The organism is Streptomyces sp. LZ34, from assembly GCF_053890475.1.
The window spans coordinates 2766528-2782918 of the sequence record NZ_CM132680.1 but is presented as its reverse complement, the minus strand read 5'-3'; the positions used below and the strand labels follow the sequence as shown (position 1 = coordinate 2782918).

The window sequence follows — 16391 nt, the reverse complement described above, 5'->3', positions numbered from 1 at the left end:
CGCTACAGCAATCCCAGCCGCATGGCCCGGGTCACCGCCGCCGTACGGTCGTCGACGCCGAGCTTGCCGAAGGCCCGCAGCAGGTGGGTCTTCACCGTCGACTCGCCGATGAACAGACGGCGGCCGATCTCCGCATTGGTGCACCCTTCGGCGACCAGCCGCAACACCGCCGTCTCGCGCTCCGACAGCCGGGGCCGTTCGGGGCGGGTCCGCAGCTGGTCGACGAGGCGGGCGGCGACCGAGGGCGCCAGGACCGTCTCGCCGCGCGCGGCGGACCGTATCGCCTCGGCCAGCTCGGCGCGCGCCAGGTCCTTCAGCAGATAGCCCGCCGCGCCGGCCTCGACCGCGCGCAGGATGTCGCCGTCCGTCTCGTACGTGGTCAGCACGATCACCCGGCACGGCAGCCCGGCCGCGGTCATCCGGGCGATCGACTCGACCCCGCCGCCGTCCGGCATCCGCAGGTCCATCAGCACGACGTCGGGCAGCAGCGAAGCGCTGAGCGCCTCGGCCTGCCGCCCGCTGGCCGCCTCGCCGACGACCTCCAGGTCCGGTTCGGCGCCCAGCATGCCGCGCAGCCCCTCCCGCACCACCGGGTGGTCGTCCGCGATCAGAATCCCGATCACCGTGCGCTCCTCGCTCCTTCCGTGGCCGCCTGGACCGGCAGCTCGACCGTGACGGTGGTGCCCTCGCCGGGCCCGCTGCCCACCCGCACCGCCCCGCCGACCTCACCGGCCCGGGTGCGCAGCCCCGCCAGACCGTAGCCGTCGTGCCGGGCCAGCGGGTCGAATCCGCGGCCCGTGTCCCGCACCAGGACCCGCAGTGCGCCCTCGCCGTAACCGAGCCCGATCGTCACCGCCGCGCCCGGCCCGGCGTGGCGCCGGGCGTTGGTCAGCGCCTCCTGGCAGGAGCGCAGCGCCACGACCTCCACCCCGGCCGGGAGCGGCCGGACGGCCCCCGACACCTCCACGACGGCCGGCGCGCCCGTCTGCTCCCGGTGCCGGGCGGCCAACCGCCGCACCGCGTCGGGCAGCGAGCCGCCGTCCAGGTCGGCCGGGCCCGCTCCGGCCACCAGGGCGCGTGCCTCGGCGAGATTCTCGCGCGCCGTACGGGCCATCAGGTCCAAGTGGCGGCGGGCCAGCGGCACATCGTGCTCGACCTCCGACTCCACGGCCTGAACGAGCATCAGCAGGCTGGTGAACCCCTGGGCGAGGGTGTCGTGGATCTCCCGGGACAGCCGCTCCCGCTCGGCGAGGGCGCCGTGCGCGGCGGAGAGCCGGGCGACCTCCTCGCGGCTCGCCTCCAGCTCGGCGATCAGCGCGGCCCGCTCCCGGCTCTGATCGATGATCCTGATGATCCAGCTGCCCATGACCACCGAGAAGGTCAGCGTGACCACCGCGGACAGGGATTCGAAGAACAGCTCGGGCGGCTCCCGGGGCGCCCACAGCCCCCAGACCGCGACCGGCGCGATGTTGACGACCGCGATGGCGGTCAGCGCCCAGCGCATCCGCAGCAGGATGAAGCACTGCGGGACGAGGGAGAAAGCGGCGATCCGGGTCTCGCCGACCAGCGCCGACGGGATGAGGAAGAGCAGCACCGCCCCCGCGATATAGCGCACCGAGCGGCGCTGGTCGGCGCCCTCGGCACGCAGGACGGGACGGCCGACGAACACGTACCAGGGGACGGTCGCCGTGAACAGCACCACCGCGAGCGCCCGCAGGGCAGGCCCCGGATCCGAGGCGAAGAGGACGAAGACGAGCGTCGCGGTGAACACCACGCCGTAGTAGGCGTCCCAGCGCCGAAAGGTGTGGTTGGGCACGTCGGGGGCGCGGAGGGCGGCGCGCTCGGTCAGCCGTCGCGGCGCCTCTTCCACCGGAAGGTCATCAGGCACAGCAGCAATCCTCCGACGCACCACGCGCCGAGCACCAGGGCGATGCGTCCGTACTCCCAGGCGCCCGCCTGCTCCAGCACGGCCGCGGACTCGGGCAGGAACACCCCGCGGAAGCCCTGGCACATCCACTTGAGCGGGAACAGCGCCGCCACGTCGAGCATCCACCCGGGCAGCGTGTCGACCGAGATGAAGACGCCCGAGATGAACTGGAGCACCAGGAACGGCAGGACGATGACCGAGGTGGCGCCGCGGCCGGAGCGCGGCACGGAGCTGACGGCGATGCCGAGCAGCGCACAGCCGGTCAGCCCGAGCACGAAGACCCAGCCGAACGTCAGCCACCTGTCCGCGCCGGTGGGGAGCCGGAGGTCGAAGAAGGCCGCGCCGACGAACAGCAGCGCGGCGGTCTCGGCGACTCCGGTGACCAGGACCAGCCACAGCTTGCCCAGGAAGTACGCGGCCGGGTGCATGGGTGTGCCGCGCAGCCGCCGCAGCACCTTCTCGTCGCGCTCGACGGCGATGGACACGCCCAGCGACTGGAAGCTCGTCGACATCACGCCTGCGGCGATCATCGCCGACGCGTACAGCTGGGAGGCGGTGACCCCGGCGCCCGCCACATCGTCGCCGAAGATCGAGGCGAAGAGGGAGAGGAAGACGATGGGGAAGGCGAAGGTGAAGACCACCTGGTCGCGCCGGCGGAAGAACTGCCGCAGTTCGAGGGCGCCGCGGCGCAGGCCGACGCTCCAGGCGCCGGGCAGCCGCGGGGAAGCGTCCACGGCGCCGGGGACGGGTGTGGTGGTGGCCGTCATCGCGTGTCCTCCTGTGCCGTGGGCTCTTCTGCCCTGGGTTCTTTCCTGGGTTCTTCGCCGAGCCGCCCGGTGAGCCGCAGATAGACGTCCTCCAGGGTGGGGCGGCTGACCCGAAGGCCCGGGATCTCGCCGTCGAAGCAGCGCATGAGCTCGGCGACCGTACGCGTAGGGGTAGCCGTCTCCTCGGCGCGTGCCGCCCCGTCGGGGCCCCGCCAGTGGACCGTCGCTCGGCTTCCGTACCGCTCGCGCAGCGCGGCGGGCGTGCCGCGGGCGATGACCCGGCCCGCGGCGATCACCGCGAGCCGGTGCGCGAGCGCCTCGGCCTCCTCCAGGTAGTGGGTCGTCAGCACGATCGTGGTGCCCTCGTCGGTCAGCCGCCGGATCAGCTCCCAGAACAGCTTGCGGGCCGCGGGGTCGAAGCCGGTGGTCGGCTCGTCCAGGAGCAGCAGCTCGGGGCCGCCGATCACCCCCAGGGCCACGTCCAGCCGGCGCCGCTGCCCGCCCGACAGCGCCTTGATCCTGCTGCTCGCCTTCTCGCCGAGGCCGACCAGGCCGATGACCTCGCCGGGGTCGCGTGGGCGCGGGTAGTAGCGGGCGAAGTGCCGTACGGTCTCGGCCACCGTCAATTCGGCGGGCGCGGATTCATCCTGCCAAACAATGCCGATCCGGGAACGCCACGCCCGCCCCGCCGAGGCGGGGTCCTGGCCCAGGACCGAGACCTCCCCGGCGTCGCGTGCCCGGTCCCCCTGGAGGATCTCCACCGCCGTGCTCTTGCCGGCCCCGTTGGGGCCCAGGATCCCGAACACCTCTCCCCGCCGGATGTCCAGGTCAACGCCGTCCAGAGCGGCCACCGCGCCGTATCACTTGTGCAGGCCGCGCACCCGCACTGCCTCATCGGTCATGCCGCCATCCTGGCGGCGGACAGCGGCCCCGCGGGACGACCGGACGGCCACCCTTATGTCCACCGAACGGGGGACGGAGGAGGATGGCCGAGACCGTGGGGCACCCTGGCGAAGGGGCGGTCCGGACGTCCCCGATGCGGCAGAATGTCCGGTGCCCCGACGGGGGCGACACATGGACTCGGTGGGACGACGGAACGGCGATATGGCGACGACAGCGGTGGATGAGGTGCACTCCGACGAGGCGCGGCAGGTCGGCGCGCGGGTCGCGGTCGGGGGCGGTCGCGCCTTCGCCCTGCTGCTCGTGATCACCGGTGCGCTCGGGCTGCTCGCCGCGTGGGTCATCACGATCGACAAGAACAAGATTCTCGAGGCCAAGGCCAACGGCACGCACTTCACGCCCGGCTGCAGCCTCAACCCGATCGTCTCCTGCGGCAACATCATGGAGAGCGAGCAGGCCCAGGCCTTCGGCTTCCCGAACCCGATGCTCGGCCTGGTCGCCTACGGGATCGTGATCTGCGTGGGGATGTCCCTGCTGGCCGGGGCCCGCTTCCCGCGCTGGTACTGGCTGACCTTCAACGCGGGCACGCTCTTCGGCGTCGGCTTCTGCACCTGGCTCCAGTACCAGTCGCTGTACGTCATCGGCTCGCTGTGCCTGTGGTGCTGCCTGGCCTGGGTCGCCACCATCGTGATGTTCTGCTACGTCACCGGCAAGAACATCAAGCACGGGTTCCTGCCCGCCCCGGACGGGCTCCGCCGCGGGCTGCTGGAGTTCCACTGGGTGGTGCCGGTGTTGTGGGTCGGCGTCATCGGCATCCTGATCCTGACGCGGTGGTGGAACTTCTGGACCGGCGGCCAGGCGTGACGCGGTTCTGACTCCGGCACGGTTCACGCTGCCCGGCGGTGCTGTCAGTGGGGTTCGAAACTGCTGCCACATGACCGCACATCACTGCGTTTTCGCGAGCGTGAGTGAGTGCTGGTTCTGCGGCCGAGGCATGCGAACGAGTTTCCGGTCGATGGGAAGGGGGGTTCGTCCATCGAACGCGTGCCTTTTGCGGTTGGAGTTCGTTGGGTGGGGTGACGAGATGGCGCGCCACCGGGCGGGGGTGACAGGGTGGGTGGACTGCGGGAGGTGACAGCGCCGTTCGTGGTGCCCGGCCCGGCGGGGGTGGCGGTTCGGGCCCGGTTGCGGGTGTCGGAGGCGGATGCGGCGGTGCTGGCCGAGGTGGGGGTATTCCTCGGTGGACTGGCTGCGGGTGATCTCGCGGTGCGTTCCCGGCAGGGCCTGGAACACGGCAGTGAGACGTGGGCGGCGCGGAAGCGGAAGCTGACCGGGGTCTCGTCGGCCAGGTGGGCGGGCAGCATCACCAAAGCCACGCATGATCAGTGGGCGCTGGCCCGGCGAGGGCAGATGGCCGAGATGGCGTGGCTGCGCGAGCAGATCGCGCGGATCGAGGCTCGGTTGGGGCGTCAGCTGGGCGCGAAGGCGGACAAGCGGGCGGGGCTGGCGCGCGGGTACGGTTCGCGGTCCGAGTGGCATGCCAAGTCCCGCCGCCTGCACGCCCTGCGGCACCGGCTGGCGGGAGTGGAGGCGGACTGGGCGGCGGGCCGCGTGCACGTGGTGCGCGGCGGCAAGCAGCTCGCGCACCTGCGCCATCACCTGGGTGAGGCCGGGCTGGACGAGCAGGGTTGGCGGGAGCGGTGGCGGGCGGCGCGGATGTGCCTGGCCGCGGACGGGGAGTCCGGCAAACGCTTCGGCAACGAGACCATCCGCATCACCGACAACGGACAGCTCTCCCTCAAACTCCCCGCCGGCCTCGCCCACCTGGCCAACGCCCCACACGGCCGGTACCTGCTGGAGGCGACTGTCTCGTTCCAGCACCGGGGCGAGGAGTGGTGCGACCGGATCACGAACAACCGGGCGGTGGCCTATCGCATCCACCACGACCCGGCGCGCGGCCGCTGGTATGTGACCGCCTCCTGGCAGCGTGCGGCCGCCCCTGTACTGCCGCTTCAGGCGGCGCTCGCCCGGGGCGTGGTCGCCGTCGACATGAACGACGATCACCTGGCTGCCTGGCGGCTGGATGTGCACGGCAACCCGGTCGGCGGACCCCGGCGCTTCTTCTACGACCTGTCGGGCAGCGCCCAGCACCGGGATGCCCAGCTCAGGCACGCCCTTACGAGGCTTCTGCACCGCACCCGCGCCACCGGCGCGGTGGCGATCGCCATCGAGGACCTGCACTTCACCGACGGCCGGTGTCGGGAGAAGCAGGGCCGCAACAAGCGCTTCCGCCGCCTCATCTCCCGGTTCCCCACCGCCCGGCTGAAGGCGCGGCTGGTGGCAATGGCCGCCGAGCAGGGCGTCGCGATCGTCGCGGTCGACCCGGCTTATACCTCCCGATGGGGCGCCCAGCACTGGCAGCAGCCCCTGACCAGCAGCAATCGCAAGGTTTCCCGGCACGATGCGGCGAGCATCGCGATCGGGCGACGCGCCCTCGGGCATCCGATCCGGCGACGGACGGCACCGCCCCCGCACGACCGGAGTGATCGTGCGGGGCATCGGACCGCCCAGGCTCGACTGGAGACCCGGCGGCGTGAGGGACCCCGCCCCCGCATCCCCGGACCACGGACAAGATCCGTGCCGCCCGGCAGCGGAGCGAACGCGGGCGACGAGCGTGCGCAACACCGTTCGGAGCACGCGGCTGAGCAACAGCGATCCTGGACACAGGACTCACTCCCGCTCAGTCCCTAGGAACGGTGACATAGGCTTCCCGCGTGGAGCCAGACCTGTTCACCGCCGCCGCAGAGGAACGCCAGGAGAAGGACCCGGCCAGCAGTCCCCTGGCCGTGCGCATGCGCCCGCGCACGCTCGACGAGGTCGTGGGCCAGCAGCATCTGCTGCGGCCCGGCTCCCCGCTGCGGCGGCTCGTCGGCGAGGGCAGCGGCGGTCCGGCCGGCCCGTCCTCGGTCATCCTGTGGGGCCCGCCCGGCATCGGCAAGACGACGCTGGCGTACGTCGTCAGCCAGGCCACCCAGAAGCGCTTTGTCGAGCTGTCGGCGATCACGGCGGGCGTGAAGGAGGTGCGGGCCGTCATCGACGGCGCGCGCCGCTCCTCCGGGGCGTACGGGCGGGAGACTGTGCTCTTCCTCGACGAGATCCACCGCTTCAGCAAGGCCCAGCAGGACTCGCTGCTGCCCGCCGTCGAGAACCGCTGGGTCACGCTCATCGCGGCTACGACGGAGAACCCGTACTTCTCGATCATCTCCCCCCTGCTGTCCCGCTCGCTGCTGCTCACCCTGGAGCCGCTGACCGACGACGATCTGCGCGGGCTGCTGCGCCGCGCCCTGACCGACGAGCGCGGCCTCGGCGGCGCGGTCACGCTCCCCGAGGACGCCGAGGGCCATCTGCTGCGGATCGCGGGCGGCGACGCGCGGCGCGCGCTGACCGCCCTGGAGGCGGGCGCGGGCTCCGCGCTGGCCAAGGGCGAGCCCGCGATCACCCTGACGACGCTGGAGGAGGCGGTCGACCGCGCCGCGGTGAAGTACGACCGCGCGGGCGACCAGCACTACGACGTGGCCAGCGCGCTGATCAAGTCGATCCGCGGCTCGGATGTCGACGCGGCGCTGCACTATCTGGCCCGGATGATCGAGGCGGGCGAGGACCCGCGGTTCATCGCCCGGCGGCTGATGATCTCCGCGAGCGAGGACATCGGGCTCGCCGACCCGACCGCCCTCCAGACGGCGGTGGCCGCCGCCCAGGCGGTCGCCCTGATCGGCTTCCCCGAGGCGGCGCTGACCCTCGGCCACGCCACGGTGGCGCTGGCGCTGGCCCCGAAGTCCAACGCGGTCACGCGCGCGATAGGCGACGCCCTCGCCGACGTCCGCGCGGGGCTGGCCGGTCCGGTCCCGCCGCATCTGCGCGACGGCCACTACAAGGGCGCCGCAAAGCTCGGGCACGCGCAGGGGTATCTCTACCCGCACGACCTGCCCGGGGGCATTGCGGCGCAGCAGTACGCGCCGGACAAGATCCACGGCAAGCGGTATTACGAGCCGACGCGGTACGGGGCGGAGGCGCGCTACGCGGATGTGGTGGAGCGAGTACGCGCCCGCCTCCGCGGCGATCCCCCACCCCCGCGCCCCCCTCAGCCCGCACCCGCGGAGCCCGCCGCGCCGGCCGCGCCATCGCCCTCCGCGCAGCCCGGGCCCGCCGAGGGTGCCGCCCCGGCCGGCCAGGCTGCCCCGGCCGACCCGGACGGGGCGGGCCCCCGCGGTAACTAGTCCGTCGCCGCCTCGAAAAGCGCGTGCATCGCGCGGCGGAGTTCGGAGATGTTCCGCACCGGCTCCGGGAAGTCGAAGCGCGCGTCGAAGGGGTTGCCGGGGGCGTCGGGGAAGCGGACGCGGAGGCCGAAGCGGTCCAGGGCCACGGGGATCGCGCGTCCGCGCGTGCCGCAGGCGCGGTCCGGGTGGTCGCCGAGCAGGGCGCACAGTCCGCGCATCTGGTCGTCGTGCGCCGCGTGCAGATGCTGAAGGAGCTCGGCCTCGTGCGGGGCGAGCGGGTCGGGGTCGGCCGTCGCGAAGTCCTCCGGCTCGACCGCCTCTGCGCCCCACAGGTCGTCCACGCACGCCTCGCCGACCTCCAGCCGCAGCAGCGCCCACCCGCCGCCCCCGGCCAGCGCCTCGCCGATGCCGAGCAACTCGCCGACCGGCCCGCCGTCGGGGGCCAGCAGGGCGGCGCTCGCCGCGCGCTCCCGGCCGTGTACGGGCGTGAGCCACCCCCCGACCCAGGCGCGCCCGCGGATCCGGTGGGCGACCGCGACCGGGGCGACGTCCGTGATCTCCATCACGCAGGTCACCTCGTCGTCCTGGGCGTAGGCCGCGGCGCGGGCGGCGGCCGAGCCGCCGGGGACCAGCAGGAGCACATCGCCGTCGGGGGAGACGGCGCGGGCGGCGGGGGCGTCGGATCCGAGGTGGCCCGTTTCCTCGATTCCGGGAATGGTGAGCGACGCCGTAGCCTTGGACTCGACGAGAGTACGTACCCGCTCCGCCGCCGATGGCCGCGGAGCTTCTTCCCCGGGACGCGGCTGACCCTCCTCGGTGCTCTGAGCGGCACTGGGCAGGGGGATCCCAGGTCGAAACATGCGTCCTCCTCGGCTAAGGTAAGGCTCACCTAACTTTATCGGAGGTTCGTTCCCCGTGCCCAACCAGTCGCGTCCCAAGGTCAAGAAGTCGCGAGCGCTCGGCATCGCGCTGACCCCGAAGGCCGTCAAGTACTTCGAGGCCCGCCCCTACCCGCCGGGCGAGCACGGCCGTGGCCGCAAGCAGAACAGCGACTACAAGGTCCGGTTGCTCGAGAAGCAGCGGCTGCGCGCTCAGTACGACATCAGCGAGCGCCAGATGGCCCGTGCCTACGACCGCGCTCGGAAGGTCGAAGCCAAGACGGGCGAGGCCCTGATCATCGAGCTTGAGCGCCGTCTGGACGCGCTCGTCCTGCGGTCCGGCCTGGCCCGCACCATCTACCAGGCCCGCCAGATGGTGGTCCACGGCCACATCGAGGTCAACGGCCGCAAGGTCGACAAGCCGTCCTTCCGGGTCCGCCCGGACGACGTGGTGATGGTCCGCGAGCGCAGCCGCAGCAAGCACCCCTTCCAGGTGGCGCGCGAGGGCGGCTACGCCCTGGACGGCGAGACCCCGCGCTACCTGCAGGTCAACTTGCAGGCCCTGGCCTTCCGCCTGGACCGGGACCCGAACCGCAAGGAGATCCCGGTGATCTGCGACGAGCAGCTGGTCGTCGAGTACTACGCACGCTGATCCAGCCGGACGGCGCCGGCCGTACGAGCGCCGGCGCGTACACGCACCCCGCGGGTTCCCTTCGACATGGTCGACGGGGACCCGCGAGGCGTTTCCGGCCGACCGTAATGCGGTTCGGGCAGGGCTGTCCGGCGCGATAAGGTCGATACCTGCCGCCCGTCTCGGATGACGACTCACCCGCCCGTGACGGCGGCCGACGGACGACCTACCACACGACGAGCAGCAGACGAGCAGCAGCAGGGAGCGTGCAACGTGTCCGGTGGAGAGGTGGCCGGGATCCTCGTGGCCGTCTTCTGGGCGATCCTCGTGTCCTTCCTCGCCCTCGCGCTGGTGAGGCTCGCGCAGACGCTCAAGGCAGCCACCAAGCTGGTGGCCGAGGTCACCGAGCAGGCCGTGCCGCTGCTCAGCGAGGCGTCCGCGACCGTGCGCTCCGCCAACACCCAGCTCGCCCGCGTGGACTCGATCGCGGCGGACGTGCAGGAGGTCACCTCGAACGCCTCCGCGCTCTCCTCGACCGTCTCCTCGGCCTTCGGCGGGCCGCTGGTGAAGGTCGCCGCCTTCGGCTACGGGGTGCGGCGCGCGATCGGCCGCAAGGGGCAGCCGCAGCCGGAGGGCGAGACCACGCACGCCGTCGTCGTCGGCAAGACCCTGCCGTCCGCCCGCCGGGGCGGCCGCCGCAACCGTGCATCGAAGGGCTGAGAGACCGGAATGTTCCGCCGTACGTTCTGGTTCACCACCGGGGTCGCAGCCGGTGTGTGGGCCACCACCAAGGTCAACCGCAAGCTCAACCAGCTGACACCGGAGAGCCTGGCGGCGCAGGCCGCCGACCGGGCGGTGCTCGCCGGGCGGCGGATCAGGGTGTTCGCGCTCGACGTACGCGACGGCATGGCCGACCGGGAGGCGGCGCTCAAGGACGCCCTGGGCCTGAGCGCGGCGCCCGCGCACGACCGCAAGCAGCTGCCCGCCCAGCGCGGACGCGCCCAGCTCACGCAGAATTACTTGTACAACCACCCAAAAGCCGGAAATGAGGACCACTGATGGAGTCGGCTGAAATCCGCCGCCGCTGGCTGCGCTTCTTCGAAGAGCGCGGGCACACCGTCGTGCCTTCGGCGTCGCTCATCGCGGACGATCCGACGCTGCTGCTGGTCAACGCGGGAATGGTCCCCTTCAAGCCGTACTTCCTCGGCGAGGTGAAGCCGCCCTTCGACCGTGCCGTCAGCGTGCAGAAGTGTGTGCGCACGCCGGACATCGAAGAGGTCGGCAAGACCACCCGCCACGGCACGTTCTTCCAGATGTGCGGCAACTTCTCCTTCGGTGACTACTTCAAAGAAGGCGCCATAAAGCTCGCCTGGGAGCTGCTGACCACCTCCGTCGGGGAGGGTGGCTACGGCCTGGATCCCGAGCGGCTGTGGATCACTGTCTACAAGGAGGACGACGAGGCCGAGCGCATCTGGCGTGACGTCGTCGGCGTCCCCGCCGAGCGCATCCAGCGCCTGGGCATGGGCCCGAACTTCTGGTCCATGGGCGTCCCCGGCCCCTGCGGCCCCTGCTCCGAGATCAACTACGACCGCGGCCCCGAGTTCGGCGTCGAGGGCGGCCCGGCCGTCAACGACGAGCGGTACGTGGAGATCTGGAACCTGGTCTTCATGCAGTACGAGCGGGGCGCGGGCGAGGGCAAGGAAGACTTCCCGATCCTCGGCGACCTGCCGAGCAAGAACATCGACACCGGTCTCGGTCTCGAACGCCTCGCGATGATCCTGCAGGGCGTGCACAACATGTACGAGACCGACAACCTGCGCGCCGTGATCGACAAGGCCACGGAGCTGACCGGCGTCGCCTACGGCGCGGGCCACGACTCCGACGTCTCGCTGCGCGTGGTCGCCGACCACATGCGCACCTCCGTGATGCTCATCGGCGACGGCGTCACCCCCGGCAACGAGGGCCGCGGCTATGTGCTGCGCCGCATCATGCGCCGCGCCATCCGCAACATGCGCATCCTCGGCGCCACCGAGCCGGTCGTGGGCGAGCTTGTCGACGTCGTCCTGAAGACGATGGGCCAGCAGTACCCGGAGCTGCTGACCGACCGCAAACGCATTGAGACCGTCGCCCTCGCCGAGGAGGCCGCCTTCCTGAAGACGCTGAAGGCCGGCACCAACATCCTCGACACCGCCGTCACCGACACCAAGACGGCCGGCGGCACGGTGCTCTCCGGCGACAAGGCGTTCCTGCTCCACGACACCTGGGGCTTCCCGATCGACCTCACCCTCGAGATGGCCGCCGAGCAGGGCCTCTCGGTGGACGAGGAGGGCTTCCGCCGCCTGATGAAGGAGCAGCGGGAGCGGGCCAAGGCCGACGCCAGGGCCAAGAAGACCGGCCATGCCGACCTGTCGGCCTACCGCGAGGTCGCCGACACCGCCGGCTCGACCGTCTTCACCGGTTACACCGACACCGAGAGCGAGTCCACCGTCGTCGGCCTGCTGGTCGACGGCCTGCCCTCGCCCGCCGCGACCGAGGGTGACGAGGTCGAGGTCGTCCTCGACCGCACCCCCTTCTACGCCGAGGGCGGCGGCCAGCTCGCCGACTCCGGCCGGATCCGGCTGGACTCCGGCGCCGTCGTCGAGGTGCGGGACGTCCAGCAGCCGGTGCCCGGGGTGAGCGTGCACAAGGGCGTCGTCCAGGTCGGCGAGGTGACCGTCGGCGCCGGGGTGTACGCCCAGATCGACGTGAAGCGCCGGCGCGCCATCGCCCGCGCCCACAGCGCCACCCACCTCACCCACCAGGCGCTGCGCGACGCCCTGGGCCCGACCGCCGCCCAGGCCGGTTCGGAGAACTCGCCCGGCCGCTTCCGCTTCGACTTCGGCTCGCCGGCCGCCGTGCCCGGCGCGGTCCTCACCGACGTCGAGCAGAAGATCAACGAGGTCCTCTCCCGCGAACTCGACGTCACCGCCGAGGTGATGAGCATGGAGGAGGCCAAGAAGCAGGGCGCCATCGCCGAGTTCGGCGAGAAGTACGGCGACCGGGTGCGCGTGGTGACCATCGGCGACTTCTCCAAGGAGCTGTGCGGTGGCACGCATGTGCACAACACCGCCCAGCTGGGGCTGGTGAAGCTGCTCGGCGAGTCCTCGATCGGCTCCGGCGTGCGCCGGGTCGAGGCCCTGGTCGGCGTGGACGCGTACAACTTCCTCGCCCGTGAGCACACCGTCGTCTCCCGCCTCACCGACCTGGTCAAGGGCCGGCCCGAGGAGCTGCCGGAGAAGATCTCCGGGATGCTGGCCAAGCTCAAGGAGGCCGAGAAGGAGATCGAGCGGTTCCGCGCCGAGAAGGTGCTCCAGGCCGCCGCCGGACTTGCCGCGGGCGCCAAGGACGTACGGGGCGTGGCCCTGGTCACCGGTCAGGTGCCGGACGGCACGGCCGCCGACGACCTGCGCAAGCTCGTGCTGGACGTGCGCGGGCGGCTGGGTCAATTGTCGGGGGCCGGCGACCGCCCGGCCGTCGTCGCCCTGTTCTCCGTCGCGAACGGCCGGCCGGTGACCGTCATCGCCACCAACGAGGCCGCCCGCGAGCGCGGCATCAAGGCCGGTGACCTGGTCCGCGTCGCCGCCAAGACCCTCGGCGGCGGAGGCGGCGGCAAGCCGGACGTCGCCCAGGGCGGCGGCCAGAACCCGGCCGCCGTCGACGAGGCCGCGGCCGCCGTCGAGCGGCTTGTCGCGGAAGCCGCCTGACCGCCGTGCGACGCGGCAGGCGCATCGCGATCGACGTCGGGGACGCCCGGGTCGGGGTCGCCTCGTGCGACCCCGACGGGATCCTCGCCACCCCGGTGGAGACCGTGCCGGGGCGGGACATCCCGGCTGCCCACAAGCGGCTGGCGGCCATCGTCGAGGAGTACGAGCCGATCGAGGTGGTGGTCGGCCTTCCCCGCTCGCTCAGCGGGCGGGAGGGGCCGGCCGCGGCCAAGGTGCGCACCTTCGCACGGGAGCTGGCGCGGCGCGTCGCGCCGGTCCCCGTGCGGCTGGTCGACGAGCGTATGACGACCGTCACAGCCTCCCAGGGCCTGCGGGCCTCCGGGGTGACGTCCAAAAAAGGCCGTTCGGTTGTTGACCAGGCGGCGGCCGTCGTCATACTCCAAAGCGCACTGGAGACCGAGCGTGTCTCCGGCCGGGCGCCGGGCGAGGCCGTCGAAGTGGTCATCTGATCGCGATACGGTAACGTTCCGCGCGGCCAAGGCAGCCGTCGCCTGGCGCGTGACAGTGGGTGACACCTTGGCTGCCGCCGTGCGTCGCTAGGGGTTCGATGACTGACTACGGCCGGGGTACCGGCTCCCAACCGTGGGATCCTCAGGACCCGCTGTACGGGGATCAGGGATGGGGTGGTCACCAGACGGCGACCGGTCACGATCCGTACGCGCAGGAGGCCTACGCACAGGACCCGTACGCGCAGGATCCGTACGCCCAGCACGGCTCTTACGGCCACGACGGCCACAGCCAGGACCCCTACGGCCAGGGCGGTCACCAGCAGCAGGAGCAGTACTCCCAGCAGGGCTACGGGAACGACGGCTACGGGCAGGAGGGTTACGGGCAGGAGGGCTACGGTCAGGACTACGCCCAGGACCCGTACGCCCACCAGCAGTACCCCCAGGGCTACCCGCAGCAGCCGCAGCAGCCGCAGCAGCAGCCCCACTGGGACGGACACGACACCGGCAGCTACCCGCAGCAGCCTCAACACCCCCAGCAGCCTCAGCAGCCGTACGGCAATGGCGACTGGGACGGCTCCCACGCCGCGCCCGCCGGCCCTTACGGCGGCGGGCAGTCCCCCCAGGAGCCCGTCGCCGAGCAGGCCGAGCAGGCCAAGCACGACGAACCCGACGACGACCACCCCTTCTTCCGGGACGGCGATGGCGGAGACGGCATCCTCCGCGGCGACCGCGACCGCCGCGACGAGCGCAACGACGATGATTACGACGACGCAGACGAGGACGAGGGACGTGGCGGGCGGGAGCGCCGGAACAAGCCCCCCAAGCGCCGCAGCGGAGTCGCCTGCCTGTTCGTGACCGTGGTGCTGGTCGGCGTCGTCGGCGGAGGCGGCTACTTCGCCTACCAGTTCTGGCAGAGCCGCTTCGGCCCGGCGCCGGACTACTCGGGCGCGGGCAGCGGTGAGGTCGCGGTGGAGATCCCCGAAGAGGCGAGCGTGACCGCCATGGGGAACATCCTCAAGGACAAGGGCGTCGTGAAGAGCACGGACGCCTTCATCGAGGCCGCCAACGCGAACCCGAAGGGCGGCGGCATCCAGCCGTGCTCGTACACGCTGCGCAAGCAGATGTCCGCGGCGGAGGCAGTGAAGCTCATGGTCGACCCGGCCAGCTGCAACGGCCTGATCGTCGCGGAGGGCATGCGCAACGCGCAGATCTACGCCGCGATCGACAAGAAGATCGGCCTCAAGGCGGGCACGACCAAGAACGTCGCCCTTAAGGAAGCCAAGAACCTCGGGCTGCCGGACTGGGCCGACGGCAACCCCAAGATCAAAGATCCGCTCGAAGGGTTCCTCTACCCCTCCCGCTACAGCGCCGGCAAGGACACCAAACCCGAGGACGTCCTGCGGAAGATGGTCGCCCAGGCGAAGAAGAGCTACGCCAAGTACGACCTCGAAGGCAAGTCCAAGGAGCTGGGCCTGAAGTCGCCGCTCCAACTCGTCACCGTCGCCAGCCTGGTCCAGGCGGAGGGCGTCACCCACGACGACTTCCGCAAGATGGCCGAGGTGGTCTACAACCGCCTTGAGCCCGGAAACACCCAGACCAACGGCAAGCTGGAATTCGACTCGACGTACAACTACATCAAGAACCAGAGCAAGATCGACATCTCGCTGCAAGAGATCAAGAATTACGACAACCCCTACAACACGTACTTCTACCGGGGGTTGACGCCAGGACCGATCGGAAACCCGGGGGAGGACGCGCTGAAGGCGGCCATGAACCCCACCGACGACGGCTGGTACTACTTCATCTCGCTCGACGGCAAGACGACCAAGTTCACCAAGACGTACGCCGAGCACCAAAAGCTCGTCGACCAGTTCAACCGGCAGCGCAAGAACAGCTGAGGAAAGATGTCGGAAAACCGCAGGGCCGCGGTGCTCGGCTCGCCGATCGCCCACTCCCTGTCCCCGGTGCTGCACCGCGCCGCCTACGAGAAGCTGGGCCTGGCCGGGTGGGCCTACGACCGCCACGAGGTGGACGAGGCCGCGCTGCCCGCCTTCTTCGAGCGGCTGGACGCGACGGCCGGTGACCGGCCGTGGGCGGGGCTGTCCCTGACCATGCCGCTCAAGCGCGCGGTCATTCCGCTGCTCGACGAGATCAGCGCCACGGCGGCGTCGGTAGAGGCGGTCAACACGGTTGTCTTCACCCACGACGGCCGCCGGACCGGCGACAACACCGACATCCCCGGCATGGTGGCGGCGCTGCGCGAGCGCGGTGTCGAGCGGGTGGCGGGCGCCGCCGTGCTGGGTGCCGGTGCCACGGCCTCTTCGGCCCTGGCCGCGCTGTCTCGCGTATGCGAGGGCGAGGTCACCGCCTATGTCCGCAGCGCGGCGCGGGCCGCGGAGATGCGGCAGTGGGGCGAGCGGCTGGGGGTGGCGGTCCGTACGGCGGACTGGGACGACGCGGCCGAGGCGTTCCGCGCACCCCTGGTGATCGCCACCACCCCCGCCGGCACCACGGACGAGCTGGCCGCGTCCGTCCCCGACCGCCCCGGTGCCCTCTTCGATGTGCTGTACGACCCATGGCCGACCCGGCTCGCGGCCGCCTGGGCGGAGCGCGGCGGCGCGGTCGTCAGCGGCCTGGACCTGCTGGTGCACCAGGCGGTGCTCCAGGTCGAGCAGATGACCGGCCGGACCCCGGCCCCCCTGGCCACCATGCGCAAAGCGGGCGAGGCGGCCCTCGCCAGTCGCGCCCTCTGATTCTCCTGAGCGCTGAAAGAGGAGGGGTCCGCCAGCTGGACCGGC

At 71.7% G+C, this 16391-nt stretch carries 15 protein-coding genes; 10 read left to right on the top strand and 5 right to left on the bottom strand.

What is annotated here, in order from left to right; translation table 11 throughout:
• Window positions 1-2: 2 nt before the first annotated feature.
• Genes ACWY4P_RS10210 through ACWY4P_RS10195 form a run of 4 tightly spaced genes read right to left on the bottom strand, consistent with a single transcriptional unit; the run spans window position 3 to window position 3545 of the window.
• Window positions 3-623 carry a response regulator gene (locus ACWY4P_RS10210; protein ID WP_456210025.1) on the bottom strand — a complete coding sequence of 207 codons (621 nt, stop codon included), beginning with the start codon at window positions 621-623 and terminating at the stop codon, window positions 3-5.
• Window positions 620-1888 (bottom strand): sensor histidine kinase, encoded by a 1269-nt coding sequence (locus tag ACWY4P_RS10205; RefSeq protein WP_456210024.1) that lies wholly within the window; start codon window positions 1886-1888, stop codon window positions 620-622. The genes ACWY4P_RS10210 and ACWY4P_RS10205 overlap by 4 nt, the downstream gene beginning before the upstream one ends.
• The gene (locus tag ACWY4P_RS10200) at window positions 1846-2694 is read right to left on the bottom strand and encodes an ABC transporter permease (RefSeq protein ID WP_456210023.1); all 849 of its coding nucleotides are present in this window, start codon (window positions 2692-2694) and stop codon (window positions 1846-1848) included. Before ACWY4P_RS10200 ends, ACWY4P_RS10205 begins: the two co-directional genes overlap by 43 nt.
• Window positions 2691-3545 carry an ABC transporter ATP-binding protein gene (locus tag ACWY4P_RS10195; protein ID WP_456210022.1) on the bottom strand — a complete coding sequence of 285 codons (855 nt, stop codon included), beginning with the start codon at window positions 3543-3545 and terminating at the stop codon, window positions 2691-2693. Before ACWY4P_RS10195 ends, ACWY4P_RS10200 begins: the two co-directional genes overlap by 4 nt.
• Window positions 3546-3798: 253 nt before the next feature.
• On the opposite strand from ACWY4P_RS10195, the gene ACWY4P_RS10190 reads away from it, so the two are divergent.
• The 3 genes from ACWY4P_RS10190 (at window position 3799) to ACWY4P_RS10180 (ending at window position 7871) form a co-directional block, all read left to right on the top strand.
• Entirely contained in the window at window positions 3799-4458 is a 660-nt protein-coding gene (locus tag ACWY4P_RS10190; RefSeq protein ID WP_456210021.1) for a vitamin K epoxide reductase family protein, read from the top strand.
• A gap of 267 nt (window positions 4459-4725) precedes the next feature.
• On the top strand, window positions 4726-6345 hold the full coding sequence (locus tag ACWY4P_RS10185) for an IS200/IS605 family accessory protein TnpB-related protein (RefSeq protein ID WP_456210020.1): 1620 nt from the start codon (window positions 4726-4728) through the stop codon (window positions 6343-6345).
• A gap of 23 nt (window positions 6346-6368) precedes the next feature.
• On the top strand, window positions 6369-7871 hold the full coding sequence (locus tag ACWY4P_RS10180) for a replication-associated recombination protein A (RefSeq protein WP_456210019.1): 1503 nt from the start codon (window positions 6369-6371) through the stop codon (window positions 7869-7871).
• Here the strand turns inward: ACWY4P_RS10180 and ACWY4P_RS10175 are convergent.
• A complete protein-coding gene (locus tag ACWY4P_RS10175) occupies window positions 7868-8731 on the bottom strand; it encodes a DUF2470 domain-containing protein (protein WP_456210018.1) in 864 nt (287 codons plus the stop codon). The genes ACWY4P_RS10180 and ACWY4P_RS10175 overlap by 4 nt on opposite strands.
• 55 nt (window positions 8732-8786) lie before the next feature.
• Between ACWY4P_RS10175 and rpsD the strand changes: the two genes are divergently transcribed.
• From rpsD to ACWY4P_RS10140, 7 genes are all read left to right on the top strand, one after another.
• Complete coding sequence (gene rpsD / locus ACWY4P_RS10170; RefSeq protein ID WP_456210017.1) at window positions 8787-9401, top strand: 30S ribosomal protein S4; 615 nt, start codon at window positions 8787-8789, stop codon at window positions 9399-9401.
• A gap of 267 nt (window positions 9402-9668) precedes the next feature.
• The gene (locus ACWY4P_RS10165) at window positions 9669-10100 is read left to right on the top strand and encodes a DUF948 domain-containing protein (RefSeq protein ID WP_456212872.1); all 432 of its coding nucleotides are present in this window, start codon (window positions 9669-9671) and stop codon (window positions 10098-10100) included.
• Between the two features lie 9 nt (window positions 10101-10109).
• Entirely contained in the window at window positions 10110-10439 is a 330-nt protein-coding gene (locus tag ACWY4P_RS10160; RefSeq protein WP_456210016.1) for a DUF6167 family protein, read from the top strand.
• Window positions 10439-13123, top strand: coding sequence for an alanine--tRNA ligase (alaS, locus tag ACWY4P_RS10155; protein ID WP_456210015.1), 2685 nt, complete (start codon window positions 10439-10441; stop codon window positions 13121-13123). The genes ACWY4P_RS10160 and alaS overlap by 1 nt, the downstream gene beginning before the upstream one ends.
• A 5-nt stretch (window positions 13124-13128) precedes the next feature.
• Window positions 13129-13593, top strand: a complete 465-nt coding sequence (gene ruvX / locus ACWY4P_RS10150) for a Holliday junction resolvase RuvX (protein ID WP_456210014.1) — start codon at window positions 13129-13131, stop codon at window positions 13591-13593.
• Between the two features lie 98 nt (window positions 13594-13691).
• Window positions 13692-15491: an endolytic transglycosylase MltG gene (mltG, locus tag ACWY4P_RS10145; protein WP_456210013.1), complete on the top strand. Its 1800-nt coding sequence runs from the start codon at window positions 13692-13694 to the stop codon at window positions 15489-15491.
• A 6-nt stretch (window positions 15492-15497) separates the two neighbouring features.
• Window positions 15498-16346 (top strand): shikimate dehydrogenase, encoded by an 849-nt coding sequence (locus tag ACWY4P_RS10140; RefSeq protein WP_456210012.1) that lies wholly within the window; start codon window positions 15498-15500, stop codon window positions 16344-16346.
• Window positions 16347-16391: the final 45 nt, after the last annotated feature.